The following is a 22,441-nucleotide window of genomic DNA, read 5'->3' as shown; positions in this document are numbered from 1 at the left end:
TATAACGCTAACGTAACGATGATTAAAATTAAGCGCCTGATCAGCTATAACTCCTTAATACGATATACCTAATACAGGCATGCACAACCAACGAGATAACTCCATACATTTTATTTTCCTCTCTCAATATATATTTTGCAGTATCCGGTACTTTGGCATATGAAATATTGATCCACCTAATCAAACAAACCATGCGTATAGGAAAAATAAACGCACTTTCTTGCTAAAGTTCATCATATGCAAATCGGATGTTAGGCACCTGGCACCTTCTTTACTTGCTTGATCATCTGGTTGCATTGAATTTACGTACATAACAACGCATTATCCTGGCAATTTCTCTTGCCATTCTATTGAGAAGAGTTTTGTTTCGAGACTGCATCAGTAATCATTCTAATGCGTTCCGTTTCTTGTTGAGAGAGTTTTAGCGCTGCATCCTGCCAGTGCTCGTGTTCTTTGGCGGTAAGCCAATCTTTCCACAGGATGCTAATGGTAAGTAGGGCCGCAATAGTTACCAATAAAATGAATGCTTGGGTTCCGCTCATTATCAGGTTTCCTAATTCTTTGAGTTTCTCATTGTGATCGCTGCCTAGTTTATTCGTGATAAAACCTAGTGTGTCGTGGATTCAGTCCGGTGTTTTTGTGTTGCTTGATATGAGGTACGATTAACAAGCCGTTGAAAAACTATCTGCGTTGCCGCTGCGGTGTTAAAAACAGGCTCAAAATGCTCATTTATTAAGCATAGTGAAGTTGTGTAGGATCTTCCGCTAGCACAACCATCCCAAAAATCCAGAACCTGGATTCGGGCTAAAATCAGGAAATCAGAAACCGGCTTAAAACCTCTCCGGCGGCGGATTTACGCGAAATCCTATGCAACTTTACTGTTGTTTGTTCAAACGCACCCAATACACATAATCCCACTTCTTATAGAATCTGCCATTAAAAAGATTGATTAGAATCTCCGCATTTTGGGCTTCGAAACCATGAGAAATCTCACCGTTTAAGGCTGACTCTATAATATTAGATCAAACTAATTACGATCCCCTTCAGGAACGTTATGATCTGGTTTAATAGTCTTTCCATATGATTCCGTATCAGGTGAATCAACTGATGGTTTGCTACAAGCAGTTAATGTTAATGTCAATGCCATGATAATAGTAACTAATGCTAGTAATTTCATTTTATCCCTTATATTTAGTAAATCCGCAGCTAACATGCTGCAGATGTGGTTATGCTGCCAATTATTGTTGAACTTAACATTGATCTACATCAATATTATTCGTTTTTATGAAGAGAGGAAAATCAAGGTACTTCTAAAGATAAATGTTGTTGAGCTCATAACCAAGATGGTTTATGACACATGACCTCTAAGATTCCCGTGTGCTCCGCGTTTGATTCACTCTATGTTTTTCTAATAAATATAGTTACTTAGAAAATCACCTCCATCTGCACTACCTCATTAACAGGACATTCAGCCCATCGCCTCCTGGTTCACTCAGACTATTAATGCCCAGGGCATTTTTAGTTCATTTATCTTATTAATTTCATGATACTTTTCTCTATTTAATTAAAAGCATTTCATGCATTATGCACCCTACTCTACGGTCTCGTAGTTCATGGTGTGCGATAAACTTTTCAGGGGTTAAATGATGCGAAATTCTTTACGGTTGATAGCAATTTCTGTGGCACTTTGGTTTGGTTTCAGCGCAAGTATTGCAAATGCCGGGATATTTGATGGACAAACAGTGAACTACCAGTATTATTTTCCAGACCTGAGCACGCCTTATGCTGCAGCAGCCAATGGAGACTATCTAGTCGATTCCGCTGTGGAAGTAGCTGATGTTGTCGATGGTCATGGCACAATCGACTTTGGCGGCGATGGATTCGTCATTTCTTTCACTGATAGCAGCAGCTTTTCATCTGCAGCATTTAATGGCTTCGTTATTAGCGATGTATCCTCGACGCTGAGTCCATTCAGTTCATTTAGTCTGGTTTCAAATACGGGTGTAATGGGTACCCCTACATTGAGCTTTGATTCGGATCACCTGTATGTCAACTGGGAAGGTCTTTCTTTCACGAGTGGGAATTTGGTATTTTCGGTTAACTCTATTGCAGATAAAGACAACGTCGTAACTGATACGATCAGCGCTGTTCCAGAACCAGAAACCTACGCGATGCTATTAGTCGGATTAGGTTTGGTGGGCTACGCTGCGCGTCGCAAAAGAATTGTTCATTGATGCATCACAGCGCAATCATTAGTATCTTTTTTAGATAATCTCCTAAACACAGAAATCACAAATTTTAAGGATTCAAAAACAAAAAGACCATCGCTTTGGATGGTCTTTTTGTTTCATATCTTGAGTGCTTATTATTAGTTAATCTAATATTAATGCCCTGGTTTGCTTTTACCACCGAAAGGACGTGGATCCTGTCCTTCTTTGAGACATTCACCATTACCACCTACTCCAAACTCACATTCACCAGTAGCATTTGGATCACCCATATCAGCGTTTGAACAAGCTGCTAAAAATACAACTAAAGTTACTGCAAAAATTGATAATTTCATCACTTAAAATTCCTTTTTTTAAATTGATCTACATTTCTTCATGAAGTTTGAGTATATAACGGAACTGATCAAATACTCAAGCGCATAGCCTAGCCGCATTTTTCCAGTTTATGTTCATAATTTCTAACAACCACGAAGAATCTCAATCAGATGGTTGCCATACTTATCGAGTTTGCGCGCACCAATACCGGTCACCAGGCGCAATTCATCTTCCGTTTGCGGGCATAGACGTACTAGCTCGTGCAAAGTAGCATCGTGGAAAATCACATAGGCCGGCACCCCATGTTCCTTGGCTGTTTTTGCACGCCATGAGCGTAACTGCTCCCACAAGTGGCGCTCTGCAGAATCCAGAGGCACCAGATCATCAGTCTGCCGCTTCCCGGCCGATCGCTCAGGCTTAGTTTGCAGCCGCAAAAACACGCTTTGCTGTCCTTTCAACACCGCACGGCTTGCTTCAATCAGTTGCAAGGCGCCATGACCCTCACTATCCGTCGTCAATAAGCCAAGCGCCACGATCTGGCGGAATACCGCGCGCCAGGTTCGCTCGGGCAGGTCTTTACCGATACCGAACGTACTGATTCTGTCGTGATGCCATTGCTTCACACGTTCAGTCAGATTGCCCCGCAACACATCAATCAAGTGCCCCGCGCCAAAATTCTGCCCAGTCCGGTAAACACAGGATAACGCCTTCTGCACTTCTACCGTGGCATCCCAGACTTGCGGTGGATTTAAACAGACATCACAGTTTCCACAGTGTGCTGCCGTATCAGTCGCTTCACCAAAATAACTTAGCAGGCGTAAACGGCGGCAAGTGGTTGTTTCGCACAGCGACAGCATGGCTTCCAACTTCTGGGCGGCAGCTTGCTTAAATTTTAATTGCGCCTGAGATTCCTCAATCATGCGCCGTTGCTGAATGACATCACCGAGGCCGTACACCATCCAGGCATTGGCCGCCTGTCCGTCACGGCCGGCACGGCCGGTTTCCTGGTAGTAACCTTCAATACTCTTGGGTAAATCCAAATGCGCAACAAAACGCACATCTGGCTTATCAATCCCCATACCGAACGCAATCGTGGCGACCATGACAATGCCCTCTTCGCGCAGAAACTTTTCCTGATTCTGGCTACGTTCCTGCATGTTCATACCGGCGTGATAAGCCACTGCGCGCATGCCATGATCGGCCAGCCATGCCGCTGTTTCTTCCACTTTCTTACGAGACAGACAATAAACAATACCCGCATCGCCTGGATGTTCTGCTTGTATAAACGCCAATAACTGTGAGCGGCTATTGGTTTTATCAATAATTTGATAACGGATATTCGGGCGATCAAAGCTGGAAACAAATACTCTGGCCATATCCAACCCCAATCGCTCAATAATCTCTTTCCGGGTTTCCATATCAGCCGTGGCTGTTAAAGCAATACGAGGCACTTTGGGAAAGCGCTCATGCAATACTGACAATTGACTATATTCCGGACGAAAATCATGTCCCCATTGCGACACACAATGCGCTTCATCAATCGCAAATAATGCAATCGGAATGCGTGTAATTAGGTTCAAGAACCGCGCGGTCAGCAGGCGCTCCGGTGCGACATACAGCAGATCATACTCACCTGCCAGCAGTTTCTGCTCGACTTGGGTAGCTTCCTGCTGTGACAATGAAGAATTCAGAACCGCTGCTCGCACCCCGATTTCATGCAGCGCAGCCACTTGATTTTGCATTAATGCAATCAATGGAGAAACAACGATGGCAGCACCATCGCGCAGCAAAGCAGGAATCTGATAGCACAACGATTTGCCTCCGCCTGTCGGCATCAGCACGAGACAATCGCCACCATTACCCAGATGCGCAATGACTTCTGCTTGTTGCCCGCGAAAAGCGGGGTAACCAAAAACTTCTTTGAGTAGGTTAAGCGCTTTGGACATTCAAGATACAACTACTGCAAATTCTCAATTTTCTTCAAGCTCAAGAACCATTTTCCTGGTTTTAGATAAAAACAAAACTATGCCTCCGGTCATTGCTGCGTGTCACTGACGATTGAATGTCCTGTATCGTAATTTTACGAATTGTAAAGACTTACCTTATGATAATACAGTAGAATACATACCCTGGCACTTGCAAGTTTATATTCAATCGGCTTGTTTGATAGCAATCGTTCGTATCGTTTCAAATTATTCATTGTGTTGTGCTGGTATAATTCTATCGATATGTATCTTTATTTATAAAATTTGTGACGCTAGTCTGGAGAGAGAAAAATGGTGGTAGCTGATGTTTTGAAATTGATTCAAGACAATGAAGTCAAATTTGTTGATTTACGTTTTACAGATACAAATGGTAAAGAACACCATGTTACCGTACCTGCACATACCTTTGATGCCGACAAATTTGAAGATGGCCATCCCTTTGACGGTTCGTCGATAGACGGCTGGAAAAGCATTCAAGCATCCGATATGTTATTGATACCCGATCCTGATACCGCCAATATGGATCCATTCATGGATGAGCCAACACTCTTGATCACCTGTGATGTGGTCGAACCGGCCGACGGAAAAGGATATATCCGGGATCCACGTTCATTAGCCAAACGCGCGGAAATTTACTTAAAATCAACGGGGATTGGTGATGTTGCTTATTTCGGTCCTGAACCTGAATTCTTCATTTTCGACTCCGTTCGCTGGCATACCGATATGTCAGGCTGTTCGGTTAAGATTGCATCAGAGGAAGCAGCTTGGAGTTCGGCCATTAAATACGAAAGCGGCAATATTGGTCATCGGCCAGCCGTAAAGGGCGGTTACTTTCCCGTACCACCCGTCGATTCCCTGCAAGATATTCGCTCCGCCATGTGCCTTACCTTGGAAGAAATGGGTATCGGTGTAGAAGTTCATCACCATGAAGTAGCTACTGCAGGACAATGCGAAATTGGCACACGCTTCAATAGCCTGGTTAAGCGCGCGGATTGGAACCAAATACTTAAATATGTCGTACACAATGTCGCACATTCGTATGGCAAAACGGCAACTTTCATGCCTAAACCCATCGTCGGCGATAACGGTTCAGGTATGCATGTCCATCAATCCATCTGGAAAGATGGCAAGAATTTGTTTTCTGGCAATGGCTACGCCGGTTTATCAGAAATAGCACTATTCTATATTGGCGGTATCCTGAAGCATGCCAAAGCGCTCAATGCCATCACCAATCCCAGCACTAATTCCTATAAACGGCTGGTTGCTGGATTTGAGGCACCGGTCAATCTTGCTTATTCTGCAAGTAACCGCTCGGCTGCAATCCGTATTCCGCACACCAGCAGCCCCAAAGGACGCCGTATCGAAGTACGTTTTCCTGATCCAACAGCGAATCCATACTTGGCATTTACCGCACTGATGATGGCGGGTCTGGATGGTATTCAGAATAAAATACACCCCGGCGACCCAATGGATAAAAATCTTTATGATCTACCGCCGGAAGAAGCTGCCAAAGTACCCAATTCTTGCGCTTCATTAGATGAGGCTTTGGAATGCTTGGATCAAGATCGTGATTTTCTAATCCGTGGCGGTGTATTTTCTAATGATATGATTGACGCGTTCATTCATCTTAAGATGAATGAAGTCACATTGCTGCGCATGACTACACATCCGATTGAGTTCGATCTGTATTACAGCCTATAGTCAGGAAAGAACCCGGCATCTGGAAGATGATAAATGGGCAATGCAATAAATAGTCTAGATTTTTATGAAATCAAATCAATAAGATAATTTATTTTTCCAATTAGAGGCAGATCAATTTCTGTAATAAGTAGGGTTTTTTGGCTCTTTTTTTGCCTTGCATTAAAGAAATCATTGGTAGACTAATCAAATAGTTGCATTTTTATCGGAATTCTTCTAGCAAAATATGAAAACCAGAACATTGCTTATTCTGTTAGCTTTAATCTTGTTGGGCAATTTACCCAAGGCTATTGCAGGAACAGACATATACAAACATGTGGATAAAGACGGCAACATTACCTTTACCAATCGTCCAATTAATAATGCGCAAAAATTCTCTGTCGCCTCTTATTCCCGGAATGCCGAGGAATTACAGCCAAACTCTCCCCGGGCAAAAGATACGATACAGAAAGAACGCGATGCCATGCGTCGCCAGATCCTGAAAAAAGAATTGGTAGCGGAAGAAAAGCTTTTTATCGATACACGAAATTTCCTGGAACAGATCAGTAATCCGCACGAATCAAACACTCATCAGGAAAAAACCGTACAGCTAAGAAACAAGCTATTCTTACATCAAAGAAATATATCCGCATTAAGAAAAGAGCTTGCTCGATAGCTTGATAAGTTGAGAATCACAAACGATTAGAACGGTGAATCATGAAAAGAAATAATTTTTTATTCATTGCCTTAGTTCTTTTCTCCTGTTTGACTCAAGCCGGTGTGTATAAACATATCGATGAACGTGGCAACGTAACGTATTCGAATATCCCTTCCAGTAATTCAAAAAAAATTGATCTGCCCCCAATTGTTGTCGTCCCCTCTACCATCTCAGGAGATATTGACGATAGAATCATGAAAAGAAGGGAAAACGCCAGAATTGAAGAGCAGCGTGAGCAGATGCAAAGTAAAATTTCTGAAGAAGAGAATCGACTGAATGAAGTAAAAAACGAATACAAAGACGGCATTCCCGATCGTTTAGGCAGCGAACGAAACTACCAGAGATACCTGAATCGCGTGGAGCGGTTGCGGGAAGAAATCAATGTGCGTGAAAAAAATCTGAATATGTTGAGAAACGAATTCGATAAATTGCCGGGTAAAAGCAACTAACCCGGAAGATCATCGCCCGTATTCACACGGTAAGTTCCACGATGACTGGCGCATGGTCTGAGGGACGCTCTTGCTTACGCATCGTTTTATCAATCGCGCAGGTTACACAGCTGCGAGCAAGCTCATTACTGAGCAAAATATGATCAATACGCAACCCGCGATTCAAACGAAAAGCCATCATGCGATAATCCCACCATGTATACGATTTTTCGGACTGTTCAAATAAACGAAAACTGTCAACAAACCCTAAATCAAGTAGATTACGGAATGCGGCGCGTTCCGGCTGGCTACATAATACTTTTCCTTCCCATATTTTAGGATCATAAACATCGCGATCCTCCGGTGCGATATTAAAATCACCCAGTACTGCCAATTTTGAGTAGTCTTTCAGCTCTTGCTGCAACCATTCGTTCAAAGCAGGAAACCACTTCAATTTGTAACCATATTTCTCCGATTCAACAGTATCGCCATTTGGAACATACACAGAAATAACGCGCAAATCTCCATAGGTTACCGCGATAACCCTCTTTTGCTCATCTGCAAAACCCGGTATGGCGGTCATTATTTCGCTTCCTTTCTGTTTACTGAGTATTGCGACACCATTGTAGGTTTTCTGTCCAATAAAAGCCGATTGGTAACCAATCGCTGCAATTTCACTGGTTGGAAAATTATCATCGGTTAGTTTCGTTTCCTGCAAACATAACATATCCGGCTGATTCGCTCCCAACCAATCAATCACTTGCGGCAATCGCACTTTGAGTGAATTCACGTTCCAGGTTGCTAATTTCATAATCATTTAATACTTATAGTTATCTGATAAAACCGGCAACAATAGCGCTACGCTTGAATAAATCCGTCAAAACCCGTCCACGCCGAATTAATCCATCCCATTATGAATCACTAACTGGTTAAACGGTATTATCCAATTCTGCTGATTACAAACCTCAACAGCATAGCGCTGTAATGCTCGCTGAATTGCGGCGTACTCCCCGGCAGCTCCGCCATCAAAAGTGGCTATTATTTTATAGTCGAGCGACGAAGTATTGGCTTTTGCAAAAAACAGCCAAATCCTTTAGCGCATTGCCATAGGTTTCCTTAAGCAATCCTTGTCGAATACCGGCGCACATCAGTTCAGGTATTACTGTTGTACATTGCATTTGATATTTATAATCAATGCCAAAATCGCTGGTTACCGTAAATCCATGGGAAAAGTTCTTTGGGTTGGCGGCTAGGAAATCGGTAATGATATAGGTTCTTGGCATCGTGCCATTGGATAAAGACAATAAAATATTTTCCAGTGTAATACATTTAACCATGCCATAAGCGCCATCCGAAAGCATGACATAATCGCCTACTCTGCATGGAAACCACGGTTCATCAGTTAGATAAGGACGGGAAACATAATTGGCTAGTTCTGCCGGAGTTAATCGCAACTCCAATCCAGTCAGCATTGGGTTAATTAACTTCGTGTAGTAATTCAGACTTTCCACTTGCATCGGAATGCCATTATAGATAATGCATTCACCTTCCCTGACCGAACCGGTATTGAGTAATATTCTTAATTCGGTGATATAACCTGAAATAGAGTTCTTAAGTAGCAAAACAATACTGAGCAGAAGCAATACGGTGATACCAATCAGTACCTGATCATTACGCACGCTCAACACATAGAACGCAGCTGCAATCGCCAGTGCTCCCATCAAGAAATGATAACAAAGTGTAATGATGCGCTGATAATAGGTTCTTCTGGCTTCTTCGTTGCGATTACCGATCCATTTCAAAAGCTTCAACAGCAGTAACATCGAAAAATAAACTGCGACAAAAGCGGCCAGTGCCATCAATAGCGTAGCGCCCCGTCCAGTGGCAAATTGTTTAATATGTTCGCCAATTGAAATTTCCTTGGCTGATTGCGATTTAACCATCTCATCAAGCTGTAATTGTGCGACTTCCAGCAGATGATTGTTTTCGTCCAATTGGTCTCGCCACTTCTTGTCTATCCGTTCAAACTCTGCCAAGGCTTCTTTCTCAAAGTCTTGTTTGTTGATCTTAGAAATATGCTTGAGTACTTCATTAATATCGCCAATCTGCGATTTATAAAAGCTAATCTTCTTATGCAAACCATCCAATTTACGTTTGTTCTCTGTTAACTGAAGCAGCTCACTGATAATCGGTTGCACAATTTCCAGCAAATCCTTCTGCCAATCAAAATCCTGTTTTTCTGCTGTATCAGCTTTGTTTAATTCCAGACCAGCAGTCAGTATCATTTCAAATGAAGATTCTTGTTCAAGAATGGCATTACCTATTTCGTTTATTTCTGCCTGCAGTCTAGTTTTCTCCTGCTCGGTTTTTGCTTTCATCAATAATTGCAATTTAATATCAACTTCTTTTTTTTGCAGTTTAATACTGTCGACTATGTCATTCAGCTTATCGATGGCCAGTTCTTTTTTTAATAATGGAAAATCACCTCTGTCGGCATACGTGCTGGTTATAGGCATCATTATTCCGCACAAAAGAAGTGCCCCTATACTGATCGCAAATTTTTTTCTCATAGTGCCCAGAATTAAATACCTAATAATAAGTATCACGATATTTTCTTAAGACGTTGTTATTAATTAGTATTAAAAAAATTCTCAACTTCAGTCAAGTCCCGGGTACGCTTCATCGGTGGCAGACTTTGCCATATTTGTTTACCGTAAACTTTGGTAGTCAGGCGTGGATCGCAAATCATCAGTACTCCTCGGTCCGCTTCATCCCGGATCAAACGACCGGCGCCTTGCTTCAGATTAATGACAGCGCGCGGCAACTGGTACTCCATGAAAGCGTTACGACCTTCACTGTTGATTTTCTCAATACGCGCCGCAAGCACTGGATCATCGGGCGGTGCAAACGGCAGCTTATCAATAATGACCAGAGACAGCGCTTCCCCGCGCACATCGACTCCCTCCCAGAAAGATTGACTGCCAATGAGAATGGCATTATTCGATTCACGGAAACGCTCCAGCATGTAGGAACGCGAACCTTGCCCCTGGAGTAACAATGGAAAAGCAAACTTATCGGCTTCCAGCAATAACTCGTAAACACGTTGCATCGCACGCAAACTGGTACACAAGAAAAAAGCACGTCCCCGGCTCGCGCGTAATACCGGTAGTGCCGCCTGTACCACCTGATCGGTATAGGTTTTATGTTGTGGCTCCGGCAAGCCAACCGGCACATAAAGCAGCGCTTGCTCTGCAAAATTGAATGGGCTTTCCCAGCAAGCTGTTTGTGCAGTAGCCAGCCCCATTTCCTCATTGTAATGGGTAAAATCCTTTTTAACCGACAACGTCGCTGAAGTAAAAATCCAGGCACGCGGCGATGTGACCATTTGTTTTTGGAAAATCTCAGCAATTGATAAGGGTGTCGCATTCAATTGCAATGCCTGATTATAAATTTCAATCCAGCGCACATGGCCTTGCATTTCCGTTTCATCTCGCCAGCGTTGTATCAAATACAAATGATTGGTTGTACGCTGCCAGCAATTTTCCAACCCCTCAGATCGCTCAGCCTGGCTCTCTAGCTGTTTTGCCAGTATAGTCAGCTTTTCCAGCAAGTTATCCAGTGCATCAGTAAAACCCGAATTTTGTTTTATCGCTGCCAAAGACAATCGCGTATTGTCTTCCATGACAGTCAGGCGCAAATCGCGCGCGGCTTTTTCCATGGCAGCAATAGTGTTTGGCAGCTCAACAAAATCTCCGGCAGCCTGGATGGCTTCCACTTTGGCATCACGCGCAAGATCCAGTAACTGACCGGTACTAATGGATTCACCAAAAAATAAACTGGCCGTTTCCGGTAATTGATGCGCCTCATCAAAAATAACCGTATTACAGGCAGGCAATAACTCGGACAAACCTTCATCCCGCAACATGACGTCTGCAAAAAACAAATGATGATTCACCACGACGACATCGGCGGCTAAAGCTTGCTTACGCGCTTCCATCACAAAACATTTTTTGTAGTTTGGACACTCTGAACCCAGGCAACTGTCACGCGTTGAGGTAACTTGCTGCCAGATAGCGGCATTCTCAGGAACTTCACTGAGTCCGCTTTTATCCCCATTCTTGCTGTTGTTTGCATACCGTTCTATTTGTTGCAGGTACTGAATTTCATCACGATTAACAAAGCTGAGATGCGTATCCTGTAAGCTTCTTTCCAGATGATAGTGGCAGATATAATTGGCGCGACCTTTTAACAACGCAACGGTGACGGGTATTTTGAGCGCCGCTCGCACAGTCGGAATATCACGACTAAACAGTTGGTCTTGCAGCGTTTTTGTTCCTGTGGAAATAATGACTTTGCCGCCTGCCAACAAAGCTGGTACCAGATAAGCCAGTGTTTTTCCGGTTCCGGTGCCTGCTTCGGCGACCAGGATCCTATGCTTTGCAATCGTATCAGCAATAGCTTGCGCCATCTCTAGTTGCTGAGAACGCATGCGGAATCCGGTGATGTGGCGGGAAAGCGCGCCATCCGATGAAAAAATTGAATCAATATCAAACATAGAATCAGGATACCAGCAGTTCCAAGCCAGAAAACTTTGTTTTTGCTGGAACTGCTATCCTTTTGGAATGAGTCAGGACAGAATACTCGTCATTATACTGCTGCCCATGAATATGGTTCGATCATAAGTGGCAAAGGAATAGCTTATTGCGAGCTGAAAAGAAAATAACTGCTCAACGCCGATTTTCTGTGCACAATGACTTTTTGGCACGTATCCTTCTGGCTTCCTTTGGGTCAATGATAAGCGGTCGATAAATTTCGACTCTGTCACAAGGTGATAAGCGTGATTCCGGTTGTACAAATCTGCCAAAAATACCCAATTTGTTTTTTGTCAGGTCGATCTCAGGAAATTGATCCAAAATTCCCGAATATTTTATCGCCTGCTCAACCGTACAACCCGCTGATACATTGAGTTTCTCCAAGATCTGAATATGCGACAATGCATATACGATTTCGACTTGTAAGAACGCTGTCATGGCTTGCCATAGATCACTTCCGCTCGCTCAATAAAATGTTCCACAAAACTGTTCGCAATCATATGGAATACCGGCCCAACCAATTTTTCAAGAATTCTGTGTGAGAACGTGTAATGCAGCCGGAATTTTATCTTGCATGCCGTATCCGATAATGGAACAAACTGCCAATAACCATCCAGATGTTCAAATGGACCATCCAGCAGACTCATTTCTATCAAATCCGGCGGGAAGCGTTTATTTATTGTCGTAAAACTGTGTTGAATATGATGATAATCAATCCTAACCGTTGCATGCGTTGTTACTTCATCTTGCGGGTCTAAAGACGTACCGCCGCACCACGGAAGAAATTTAGGATATTCCTCAACGTTATCAACCAGCGCAAACATTTGGCTCGCTGAATATTCGACTAAAACTGATTTTTCTATTTCTGCCATAAAAGTAAATCACCCCGCATCAATGAGGTAATACTGAAAAACTGATAAAATACACGAAATTTTAGTAATTCCCACCCACCTCAAACCTGTATGAGTATAGTACAAAATAAAAAAGCCTTTCACGATTATTTTATCGAGGAAAAGTACGAAACAGGCATGGTTCTAGAAGGATGGGAAGTCAAAGCCATTCGTGACGGTCGAGTTCAATTAAAAGAAGCCTATGTTATTATCCGCAATGAGGCATTATACCTCATTGGTTGTCACATCAGTCCGCTCAAAACAGCCTCAACACACATCAACCCTGATCCAACAAGAACACGCAAATTGTTGTTACATGCGGAACAGATCAAGCGGCTCATCGGTAAAGTTGAACGCGCCGGATACACTCTGGTTCCACTAGATATGCATTATAAAACAGGTAGAATTAAACTGGAAATTGGCTTGGCTAAAGGTAAGAAACAGCATGACAAGCGCGAATCCGAGAAGGAAAAAGAATGGGAACGCACCAAGCAACGTATGCTGCGCGCCAAATAAGACATCCAAGATAATTGATCAAAATTAAACTTCAGAAATAACTTTTATTCTTTATGACTATGCAAAAATCTATTGCTATCTGGTTATTAATTTGTTGCGCCCTGGTATTTGCCATGGTGGTGGTCGGCGGTGTTACGCGACTCACTAACTCAGGACTTTCAATTGTTGAGTGGCAGCCGATTGTCGGCACATTACCTCCAATCACTCAGGGAGATTGGGATGAGCTACTGGAAAAATACCGCACAACCCCGCAGTACCAAAAAGTTAATAAAGGTATGAGTGTTGATGAATTCAAGAGTATTTTCTGGTGGGAATACTTTCATCGTCTGCTAGGCCGGCTGATTGGCTTGGTGTTTTTTGTTCCTTTTATTTATTTCCTAGTAAAAAAACAGATCAATCGGCCATTAGGAATCAGGCTGTCTGGAATATTTATATTAGGAGGATTACAGGGATTTATGGGCTGGTATATGGTCAAGAGCGGATTGGTGAGCGACCCCCATGTGAGTCAGTACCGCCTTACTGCACACTTAGGATTGGCATTTATCATTTTTGCTGCCATGTTCTGGGTTGCATTAGGATTGCTGTCGCCGAAAAACGATAACCCTGAATCCAATGAAATGCTGCAAAGCCTACGGCGATTCTCCTTTGGTCTGACTTCACTCATTTTTATCATGGTGTTATCAGGCGGTTTTGTCGCAGGCATTCGAGCAGGTTTAGCCTACAATACTTTCCCGCTCATGAACGGACATCTGATACCACCGGAAATCTTTATGTTGGAACCGTGGTATCGCAATTTCTTTGATAACATGGCAACCGTTCAATTCGATCATCGGCTGATCGCCTGGATATTGGCTTTTTTAGTACCGCTTTTCTGGTTTAAATCGCGCAAAGCGGAACTCTCCAGTACAACCCGTATTGCCTGCAACCTTTTTTTGCTGATGCTGGTGATTCAGATTAGTCTGGGTATAGCGACTTTATTACATGTAGTGCCTATTCCTTTAGCAGCTTCACATCAAGGTGGCGCAGTGTTGTTATTTGCAGCAGCATTATGGGTAAGTTATCGATTACGCTAGCAGGCTCATCTCATTGATCTGTACATTCAATGAGATGGGGTTAAAAATTGTGCAAACAAAAACTATCCGGTGTTTTAGGATTTTTCATTTAACCCCAATCGTTCCATCCGGTAACGCAGCGATCGGACTGTGATACCCAATGTTTTAGCTGCTTTTGTTCGATTGTATCGACTCTGATCCAGCGCTCTTATAATGGAATCCCTTTCAAGTTGATCAAGAAAATCCTGCAGCGGTAATCCTGGATCCGAAATGATTGATGGCAAGTTACTGGTATTTCTCGGGATTTCTCTGGCTTTATTAGGCAATTGCAGCTCTTCTTTACCAATCTGCGTTTCGGAGCATAGCGCCAATGTCCGCTCAAGTATGTTTTCAAGCTCGCGCACATTACCGGGATAACCATAGTTCATCAGCAACGCCAATGCATCTTTTTTAAGATTACAAGTGGGCCGTGCGGCTTCCCGGCAGATCTTTGCTAAAACTGCTTCTGCTATGAGCGGAATATCCTCGCGCATCTCACGCAACGCTGGCATGTTCAATTCAATCACATTGAGGCGATAGTATAAATCCTGCCGGAATTGCCCGGATTCAACACAATCACCAAGTTTCTTGTGTGTGGCACTGATGATACGCACGTCGATATTTTTTTCCTGCGTATCACCGATTCTTCTCACCTGCTTTTCCTGGATTACCCTAAGCAGTTTAACTTGCATAGCCAGTGGCAAATCCGCGACTTCATCAAGAAACAACGTCCCGCCATTTGCTGTCAGGAAAAATCCATCATGCTCTTTATCTGCGCCAGTGAAGGCGCCTTTTTTATAGCCAAAAAACTCACTTTCCATCAGGTTTTCAGGAATGGCACCACAATTGACAGCAACAAACGCTTCTTTATGGCGAGCACTTCTTTCATGAATCATTCTAGCGGCCAGCTCCTTACCACTGCCTGACTCACCACTGATATAAACAGAAGCCTGACTGCGGGAAAGTTTGTCTATGGTTGTGCGTAGCTGATGCATCGGTTGAGATTCGCCCAACAATATGCGTTGATTTGATCGGGTTTGTGATGCAGAGCCAGTTTGCATGGGTGGCAAGCTCAGGGCTGATTTAACTAAGTCCCGCAATTGTTTTAGCGAAACCGGTTTCGGCAAGTAATCAAAAGCCCCAGCTTTAAGCGCAGCAACGGCATTTTCTGCAGTGCCATACGCTGTTATAACGGCAACAGGCAGATCTGCGCAATGCTGCCCAATATAATTAACCAGATCCAATCCTTCTCCGTCAGGTAGACGCATGTCCGTAAGACATAACTGAAACCGACGTGACTGCAACAATTGCTTGGCATCACCGATGCACTTTGCACTAAAAACTTCCATGCCCATACGCGCCAATGTCAGTTCGAGCAACTCGATAATATCCGGCTCATCATCCACAATCAGTATATTGGGAATGGAAGTTTTTCTATGTGGATTAGCTATTGATCCATTATCTATAGACATGGCTGACTGCTTTTGCATAGTATCCTGAAATGTCCGCCCGGAGAACCCTCAATATAGTCAAGCGAGGCATGATTGGTTTCACACAATTCACGTGCAATATATAAGCCCAAACCTGTACCGCCAATTGCAGTAGTGAAAAAAGGTTCAAAAATCTGTTTGGCTTGTTTGATGTCAACACCCCGGCCATCATCAATTATATTCAGACAAACATTATTTTCATTTGCTCCTGTAGACAATTCGATGTGAATACTGCCGATCTGTTTTCGACAATGCCTCCATGCATTCCGGCATAAATTCCACAGTATCTGGTTCAAATGATCACGATCAAAACTAATCAAATGATTCTTCGAGCCATCTAATATAAATGCATTCGTATTGATTTTTTCAGTATGACAAAACTCTTCAAGAAATTTCTGAATAAATTCATGTATCTCAATAATTTCTAATTTTAAAATATTACTCCGATTCAGTTGTAAAATATCCTGCACTATCTTGTTTAGACGCTGTGTATTATCACAAATGATACGCACGAGCCGAGGAGTCGTACTATTATCAAGCTGCTCTTCTTCCAAAAGTTCAGCAGCATGATTGATTGCAGAAAGTGGATTACGAATTTCATGTGCAATATTCGCCGTCAAACGACCCAATGCAGCAAGTTTTAGTTGCTGTAGCTGCGCCTGTATACGCCCCATATCTTCGAGAAAAATAACGACACCGTTACGAAAATCTGCTTGTATCGGAAGAAAACGGGTTCGAACCAACGCATTACTATGTGCTAACCGTAACAGATCGAAACTAATATTGCTGTCTCCCTGCCAACTTGCAAGCCTATCGGTTATTTCAGGCACATAATCCGACAATCTGAGCAACTCATTTTTACCGGCAGATGGATTCATATCAAGCAGCCTCTCAGCGTAGGTATTACGTTGCCGGATGTTTCCATTCTTATCCACGACAAGTACACCTTCCTGTATATCCTGAATTACTAATTGATTGACTTGTGCCATGTTTACTAGATCGATACCGCGTTCTTTTGCAAGTTGCTCACTGGCCAAAGTATGTTTAGCCAATTGATATGCCAGCCAGGCAACGGCAAAGTACGCCATGCTCAATAAACCAGCTTGCGAATATTGCGCAGAATAAAAATCAATCGTGAATAAGGAATAGGTTTCTTGCAACAATAAACTAATGGTCGCAATCGATGCGAAGAATAGCGCTAAACGGCCACGACTGATTAATCCCGCTGCTGCGAGCGATACCAATAGCAAAACACCCAAGCCGCTTTGTAAGCCCCCGCTGGCATAGAGCATGAAAGAAATAAAAACAATGTCAATTACGACTTGTATGGTCAACTGCGAATTAAAGTCAGGAGAGCGCAATTTAATAAGCAGCATCGATAGGCTACTACAAAGAACGTGGCCTAAGCCGGCATAAATAAACAGCGTGTAGTGATATGAACCAAAATTGGCAAATTCAAATTTCCACGTAACAATCAACAACCCACTGCCAATCAGTAATCGGTAAATATTGAAATAATAGAGGGAACGCCAGTATTGATCGGCATATTTAGTCTCAGTTATTCCGGAATCAACCGACCAGGGTATCAAATGTTTTATATGAGACGGATAAGTAGACACAGCAATTGAATCAGGATGAAGAATTTATATACAAATGACTATGCTCGTCACAACAAAAATATTTATCATGATTACCGACAGCCTCGCTTTTAGGCAAATAAACACCACAGTACGAACAATTCACCATATCTTCGGCAGATTCCTGAAGTACTTCAGTTTCTTCTTGCTTGAGTCGACGGCTTTTGATTATCCAGTAAATCAGCGCTGCAATTAGTATGTAAAAAATTAATTTACCCATATCAATTTCAATTACTCTCTTTTTGAATGACATCAATCTGGATTTAACTTGCCGTCGCTATGTATTAAGCATAACAATTCCTTTATTTGGGCAAATTGTGGATTAACCGTGGTTTTAGTGCCTATCAATAAAAGATTAAATAGTGACTTAACCAATGAAAACAATTTCAATTAGATAGCTGATGAAACTCAGGTTTGGAATCGCAAAAACTTAAAGTACCGCAAATAAGACAATATATGTTTGGAAAAGACTCCTTTACGTAACCAAAAAGGGTTATTCCATTTAAATCAACTCCACCCGGAAACTGCTAATCTCTCTGGAAATTTTCTTTAATTAATAATTGCGTGTCACAGAAAAGCTCGCTAATTGCAGCAAACATTTTTTATTCTCTGAATCCGGTAAGAAAGCTATAGCGTCAATTGCAGTGGAGATCTCAGCCGCGGCGCATTCTTTAGCGTAATCTAAGGCCGCTGTTTGGCGAATGACATCCAGAACAGGTTGAAAACCATCCTTGCCGCCATCCTCAATTGCCTTACGGATAATACTTGCTTGCTCGGGCGTTCCCGTTCGCATGGCATAGATCAAAGGCAGTGTAGGTTTCCCCTCAGCCAGATCGTCACCTAAATTCTTACCGGTATCCTGATTATTGCCCGAGTAATCGAGCATATCGTCAATAAGCTGGAATGCAGTGCCCAGATGCATGCCATAAATTGACATCGCATCTTCTTCTTCCGGTGTGGCACTGCCCAGGATCGCACCCAATCGGCTGGCTGCTTCAAATAATTTGGCTGTTTTAAAACGAATAACTCGCAGATAGTTTTCTTCTGTTACCAGTGGATCCCGGCAATTCAGTAGCTGTAAAACCTCGCCTTCAGCAATCGTATTCGTCGCATCTGCGAGTACTTGCATGACACGCATATTGTCAACATTTACCATCATTTGGAAAGCTCTGGAATAAAGAAAATCCCCTACCAGAACACTGGCTGCATTACCAAACAAAGCATTGGCTGTTTCTCTATTTCGACGTAGATCAGACTCATCCACGACGTCATCGTGGAGCAAAGTTGCCGTATGAATAAATTCAACAATGGCTGCGAGGTTGTAATGAAATTTCCCTGAATAACCAAAAGCACCAGCGGATAAAATCACCAATGCAGGACGCAAACGTTTCCCTCCACTATTGATGATATATTCACTGACTTGGCGAATCAGCAGAACATGAGAATGTAATTTCTCCCGGATGACATCGTCTACGATGTTCATGTCTTGAGCAATGAAGCTTCTAATATATTCGATTGACACAATATTACCTTGTAGAAAACGCTATGTTAGGAATGACAACACCCAAGTGTCAAGCATAAAAATAAATTGCCCGAAATTTTCCACCACAATCAAGGGTTATTTATGTATAATTCGCGGTTCTGTAAAAGGGAAGCATGGAGTCAATATATGTATGCGGTCATAAAAACCGGCGGTAAGCAGTATCGGATTAAAGTGGGTGAAACACTGAAGGTGGAACAGCTTGAAGTAGAAAGTGGTAGCGAGCTTATTATTGATCAAGTATTGATGATTGCGGATGGGGATAAAATATCCTTGGGCACGCCGCTTGTCAATGGTGCCAAAGTCAGTGCAACAGTACTAGGTCAAGGCCGTCACGACAAGATTCGTATCTTCAAGATGCGTCGTCGCAAGCACTACCAGAAACATCAGGGACATCGGCAGAATTACACTGAAATACAGATTACCGGTATTTCAGCTTAAGGAGTACTAGATGGCACATAAGAAAGCAGGCGGAAGCTCCAGAAATGGACGTGATTCACATTCAAAACGGCTCGGAGTCAAGCGCTATGGCGGTGAATTGATCCCAGCCGGATCGATTATTATCAGACAACGTGGCACCCAAGTTCATCCTGGAGAAAATGTTGGTATGGGTAAAGATCATACCTTGTTTGCAAAAATTACAGGAAAAGTGAATTTTAGTATCAAGGGTGTACTAAAACGAAAAGTAGTCAGTGTAATACCAGCATAACCGCACAGAAGTACCAAATTTTTTCAAAAAGCCCTGTCTAAATGGATGGGGCTTTTTTGTTTGCAGAATCATAAAAGAATTATAGAGAGCGACAACCAGGATTTATGAAGTTTATTGATGAAGCAATTATTCAGATACTAGCCGGCAAAGGTGGCGATGGTGTCGCAAGTTTCCGGCGAGAGAAATTTATTCCTAGAGGTGGGCCTGATGGTGGTGATGGCGGACGCGGTGGCAGCGTATTCGCAATAGCGGATCGTAATATCAACACACTGATAGACTATCGCTTTGCTCGTATCCACCGGGCCAAAAATGGTCAGAATGGTCAAGGTTCCGACCGCTATGGAAAAAGCGCTGAAGATATTTTACTGCGCGTGCCTGTGGGTACCCTTATCAAAGATAGCAATACCGGTGAAACGGTTGCTGATCTGGTTCATGATCAGCAAAAGGTTCTTTTAGCCAAAGGTGGAGAAGGCGGGATTGGTAATCTGCATTTTAAATCCAGTACTAACCGTGCACCGCGCCAGTTTACCTACGGTGAACCCGGGCAGGAATTTGAACTGAAGCTGGAGCTCAAGGTGCTCGCCGATGTGGGTTTGCTGGGTATGCCGAACGCTGGAAAATCCACACTCATACGCGCCGTGTCAGCCGCACGCCCTAAGGTAGCCGATTATCCATTTACTACTTTGCAGCCTAACCTGGGTATGGTACGAATTGATCAGAACCGAAGTTTCGTCATGGCTGATATCCCGGGCTTGATTGAAGGCGCCGCTGAGGGCGTTGGATTAGGACATCATTTCTTAAAACATTTATCACGCACCCGGCTATTGCTTCATGTTGTCGATATGATGCCTTTGAATGAAGACACAGATCTTGTTCATGAAGCCCGAGCATTGGTTAAAGAATTGCAGAAATATGATGAATCCCTTTATCAAAAACCGCGTTGGCTGGTATTGAACAAAACCGATATGATGCCAGCAGAAAAACGAGCCGAGTTATGCAGTCAATTTGTTGAAAAATTAGGATGGGAAGGTAAATACTTTATTATTTCCGCATTAACCGGTGAAGGTTGTAAGCTCCTAACCTATGCCATCATGGATTATCTGGAACAAAATTTACCGCCACAACCTGATAATCCAATTCCAGAAAACGAACTCGTTAATCCATGATAAAGCAAGCACGCCGCATCGTAATTAAAGTGGGCAGCAGCCTGGTGACCAATCAAGGCAAGGGGCTCGACCACGCCGCACTGGCCTGTTGGGCAGCACAAATTGCAAACCTCAAACAAATGGGCAAGGAAATCATCTTGGTCTCTTCGGGTGCAATCGCCGAAGGCATGCAACGTTTAAATTGGGAAAACCGCCCCACAGCGTTGTATGAATTGCAGGCTGCGGCTGCTGTTGGGCAAATGGGTCTGGCGCAAGCCTATGCATCCAGCTTTTCTGAGTATGGCCTGCAAACCGCCCAAGTGCTTTTGACGCATGAAGATTTATCCAACCGGAAACGTTATCTCAACGCACGTTCAACCCTGACGACTTTATTAAAACTAAACATCATTCCAATCATTAATGAGAATGATACCGTTGCGATTGATGAAATTCGTTTTGGCGACAATGACACCCTTGCGGCACTGGTCACCAATCTGGTTGAAGCCGATGTGCTGATTATTCTGACCGACCAGGCCGGTTTATTTACCAGCGATCCACGAAAGAATCCGGATGCGAAATTACTGAGTGAAGTAAATGCAGGTGATTCCGCGCTTGAGAAAATGGCTGGTGGTGTTGGCAGTGGTATCAGCCGTGGCGGGATGCAAACTAAAGTAATCGCCGCCAAACGTGCGGCACGTAGTGGTGCGGATACCATCGTCGCATCAGGCCATGAAAACAACGTGTTAGTCCGCCTTAGCCAGGATGAAGCCATTGGTACCCGTTTCCTGGCCAAAATACCGGTATTGGCAGCACGAAAGCAATGGCTTGCCGATTATTTACAAGTTCGCGGGTCTGTGATCCTGGATCAAGGCGCCGTGAAGGCGCTATCAGCCGATGGCAAAAGCCTGCTCCCCATTGGCGTCATCAGCGTCGACGGTGAATTTGAGCGTGGAGAAGCCGTATCTTGCCGCGATGAAGAAGGCAGAGAGATAGCCCGCGGCTTGATTAATTATAGCGCTGTAGAAACACAAAAAATCCTAAAACAGGCTAGCAATGAAATCGAAGCAATACTGGGTTATGTTGATGAACCGGAACTCATTCACAGAAATAATCTGGTCTTGCTTTAGCTGCATTTAAGAAAATACTCAATGCGCTGTATTATTTGTTTGGTTTTGTCTAAAAGGACGAGTGATCCAATTGAATAAAAGCACGCAACGTATCACTGCCATCGATTGGTTGCGTGGAATAGTTATGATCCTGATGGCGCTTGATCATACGTCATGGTTCTTCAATACGAATCGGATTTTCGCTGACTCCGTATTGCTGTATGAAACCGGCAATCTGTTTGCCGCCGATCAATTCCTCACACGCTGGATCACCCATTGAATCGCTCCGGGTTTTCCGGAGACCTTCTAGTTTGAGTCAAGCCACATTAGCTGACTCCTCTAATTGGTAATAATATGCCTTTTCAAATTCAGCC

General features: G+C 43.2%; 24 protein-coding genes. 11 read left to right on the top strand and 13 right to left on the bottom strand.

From position 1 onward, the window contains the following. Nucleotides 1-347: 347 nt before the first annotated feature. Together ACH10T_RS07590 and ACH10T_RS07585 are read right to left on the bottom strand one after the other, a co-directional pair. Nucleotides 348-542, bottom strand: coding sequence for a hypothetical protein (locus ACH10T_RS07590; protein ID WP_394808704.1), 195 nt, complete (start codon nt 540-542; stop codon nt 348-350). A 485-nt stretch (nt 543-1,027) separates the two neighbouring features. Next, nucleotides 1,028-1,177 carry a hypothetical protein gene (locus tag ACH10T_RS07585; RefSeq protein WP_394808703.1) on the bottom strand — a complete coding sequence of 50 codons (150 nt, stop codon included), beginning with the start codon at nt 1,175-1,177 and terminating at the stop codon, nt 1,028-1,030. 469 nt (nt 1,178-1,646) lie between these two features. Between ACH10T_RS07585 and ACH10T_RS07580 the strand changes: the two genes are divergently transcribed. Next, the gene (locus tag ACH10T_RS07580) at nt 1,647-2,234 is read left to right on the top strand and encodes an FxDxF family PEP-CTERM protein (protein ID WP_394808702.1); all 588 of its coding nucleotides are present in this window, start codon (nt 1,647-1,649) and stop codon (nt 2,232-2,234) included. Nucleotides 2,235-2,383: 149 nt separating this feature from the next. On the opposite strand, the gene ACH10T_RS07575 is transcribed toward ACH10T_RS07580, so the two are convergent. Beyond that, on the bottom strand, nt 2,384-2,563 hold the full coding sequence (locus tag ACH10T_RS07575) for a hypothetical protein (protein WP_394808701.1): 180 nt from the start codon (nt 2,561-2,563) through the stop codon (nt 2,384-2,386). 123 nt (nt 2,564-2,686) lie between these two features. After that, nucleotides 2,687-4,489, bottom strand: coding sequence for a DNA helicase RecQ (gene recQ / locus ACH10T_RS07570; protein ID WP_394808700.1), 1,803 nt, complete (start codon nt 4,487-4,489; stop codon nt 2,687-2,689). A gap of 330 nt (nt 4,490-4,819) precedes the next feature. Between recQ and glnA the strand changes: the two genes are divergently transcribed. The 3 genes from glnA (at nt 4,820) to ACH10T_RS07555 (ending at nt 7,372) form a co-directional block, all read left to right on the top strand. After that, complete coding sequence (gene glnA, locus ACH10T_RS07565) at nt 4,820-6,229, top strand: type I glutamate--ammonia ligase (RefSeq protein ID WP_394808699.1); 1,410 nt, start codon at nt 4,820-4,822, stop codon at nt 6,227-6,229. A gap of 223 nt (nt 6,230-6,452) precedes the next feature. Beyond that, nucleotides 6,453-6,881, top strand: coding sequence for a DUF4124 domain-containing protein (locus tag ACH10T_RS07560; protein ID WP_394808698.1), 429 nt, complete (start codon nt 6,453-6,455; stop codon nt 6,879-6,881). 41 nt (nt 6,882-6,922) lie between these two features. Further along, entirely contained in the window at nt 6,923-7,372 is a 450-nt protein-coding gene (locus tag ACH10T_RS07555) for a DUF4124 domain-containing protein (RefSeq protein ID WP_394808697.1), read from the top strand. A 22-nt stretch (nt 7,373-7,394) separates the two neighbouring features. Here ACH10T_RS07555 and xth read toward each other — a convergent pair whose 3' ends face one another. The 5 genes from xth to ACH10T_RS07530 form a co-directional block, all read right to left on the bottom strand. Next, nucleotides 7,395-8,162 carry an exodeoxyribonuclease III gene (gene xth / locus ACH10T_RS07550; protein ID WP_394808718.1) on the bottom strand — a complete coding sequence of 256 codons (768 nt, stop codon included), beginning with the start codon at nt 8,160-8,162 and terminating at the stop codon, nt 7,395-7,397. 232 nt (nt 8,163-8,394) lie between these two features. Then, entirely contained in the window at nt 8,395-9,867 is a 1,473-nt protein-coding gene (locus ACH10T_RS07545; protein ID WP_394808696.1) for a hypothetical protein, read from the bottom strand. 113 nt (nt 9,868-9,980) lie between these two features. Further along, nucleotides 9,981-11,906, bottom strand: coding sequence for an ATP-dependent DNA helicase (locus ACH10T_RS07540; protein WP_394808695.1), 1,926 nt, complete (start codon nt 11,904-11,906; stop codon nt 9,981-9,983). Between the two features lie 172 nt (nt 11,907-12,078). Then, complete coding sequence (locus tag ACH10T_RS07535; RefSeq protein ID WP_394808694.1) at nt 12,079-12,381, bottom strand: RnfH family protein; 303 nt, start codon at nt 12,379-12,381, stop codon at nt 12,079-12,081. Then, nucleotides 12,378-12,815 (bottom strand): type II toxin-antitoxin system RatA family toxin, encoded by a 438-nt coding sequence (locus ACH10T_RS07530; RefSeq protein WP_394808693.1) that lies wholly within the window; start codon nt 12,813-12,815, stop codon nt 12,378-12,380. Before ACH10T_RS07530 ends, ACH10T_RS07535 begins: the two co-directional genes overlap by 4 nt. A gap of 90 nt (nt 12,816-12,905) precedes the next feature. Between ACH10T_RS07530 and smpB the strand changes: the two genes are divergently transcribed. Together smpB and ACH10T_RS07520 are read left to right on the top strand one after the other, a co-directional pair. Further along, the gene (smpB, locus tag ACH10T_RS07525) at nt 12,906-13,349 is read left to right on the top strand and encodes an SsrA-binding protein SmpB (protein WP_292994200.1); all 444 of its coding nucleotides are present in this window, start codon (nt 12,906-12,908) and stop codon (nt 13,347-13,349) included. 59 nt (nt 13,350-13,408) lie between these two features. After that, nucleotides 13,409-14,422 carry a COX15/CtaA family protein gene (locus ACH10T_RS07520; RefSeq protein WP_394808692.1) on the top strand — a complete coding sequence of 338 codons (1,014 nt, stop codon included), beginning with the start codon at nt 13,409-13,411 and terminating at the stop codon, nt 14,420-14,422. A gap of 74 nt (nt 14,423-14,496) precedes the next feature. On the opposite strand, the gene ACH10T_RS07515 is transcribed toward ACH10T_RS07520, so the two are convergent. From ACH10T_RS07515 to ispB, 4 genes are all read right to left on the bottom strand, one after another. Next, nucleotides 14,497-15,912 carry a sigma-54-dependent transcriptional regulator gene (locus tag ACH10T_RS07515; protein WP_394808691.1) on the bottom strand — a complete coding sequence of 472 codons (1,416 nt, stop codon included), beginning with the start codon at nt 15,910-15,912 and terminating at the stop codon, nt 14,497-14,499. Next, nucleotides 15,903-17,549, bottom strand: coding sequence for a nitrogen regulation protein NR(II) (locus tag ACH10T_RS07510; protein WP_394808690.1), 1,647 nt, complete (start codon nt 17,547-17,549; stop codon nt 15,903-15,905). Before ACH10T_RS07510 ends, ACH10T_RS07515 begins: the two co-directional genes overlap by 10 nt. Before the next feature lie 10 nt (nt 17,550-17,559). Then, nucleotides 17,560-17,787 carry a PP0621 family protein gene (locus ACH10T_RS07505; protein WP_394808689.1) on the bottom strand — a complete coding sequence of 76 codons (228 nt, stop codon included), beginning with the start codon at nt 17,785-17,787 and terminating at the stop codon, nt 17,560-17,562. Between the two features lie 333 nt (nt 17,788-18,120). Next, nucleotides 18,121-19,089, bottom strand: coding sequence for an octaprenyl diphosphate synthase (ispB, locus tag ACH10T_RS07500; protein ID WP_394808688.1), 969 nt, complete (start codon nt 19,087-19,089; stop codon nt 18,121-18,123). Nucleotides 19,090-19,236: 147 nt separating this feature from the next. On the opposite strand from ispB, the gene rplU reads away from it, so the two are divergent. The 5 genes from rplU to ACH10T_RS07475 all read left to right on the top strand — a co-directional run bounded on the left by rplU (nt 19,237) and on the right by ACH10T_RS07475 (nt 22,347). Continuing rightward, on the top strand, nt 19,237-19,548 hold the full coding sequence (gene rplU, locus ACH10T_RS07495) for a 50S ribosomal protein L21 (RefSeq protein WP_394808687.1): 312 nt from the start codon (nt 19,237-19,239) through the stop codon (nt 19,546-19,548). A 10-nt stretch (nt 19,549-19,558) separates the two neighbouring features. Continuing rightward, nucleotides 19,559-19,816 (top strand): 50S ribosomal protein L27, encoded by a 258-nt coding sequence (gene rpmA / locus ACH10T_RS07490; RefSeq protein ID WP_292994212.1) that lies wholly within the window; start codon nt 19,559-19,561, stop codon nt 19,814-19,816. 104 nt (nt 19,817-19,920) lie between these two features. Continuing rightward, nucleotides 19,921-20,982: an Obg family GTPase CgtA gene (gene cgtA, locus ACH10T_RS07485; protein ID WP_394808686.1), complete on the top strand. Its 1,062-nt coding sequence runs from the start codon at nt 19,921-19,923 to the stop codon at nt 20,980-20,982. Beyond that, nucleotides 20,979-22,088, top strand: a complete 1,110-nt coding sequence (proB, locus tag ACH10T_RS07480; RefSeq protein WP_394808685.1) for a glutamate 5-kinase — start codon at nt 20,979-20,981, stop codon at nt 22,086-22,088. Before cgtA ends, proB begins: the two co-directional genes overlap by 4 nt. Before the next feature lie 70 nt (nt 22,089-22,158). Continuing rightward, entirely contained in the window at nt 22,159-22,347 is a 189-nt protein-coding gene (locus tag ACH10T_RS07475) for a hypothetical protein (RefSeq protein ID WP_394808684.1), read from the top strand. Nucleotides 22,348-22,441: the final 94 nt, after the last annotated feature.

The sequence above is a fragment of the Nitrosomonas sp. genome, from assembly GCF_043753625.1.
Lineage (GTDB): Bacteria > Pseudomonadota > Gammaproteobacteria > Burkholderiales > Nitrosomonadaceae > Nitrosomonas.
Note: the sequence above shows the minus strand (reverse complement) of the source record. Positions and strands in the feature narration are given on the sequence as shown.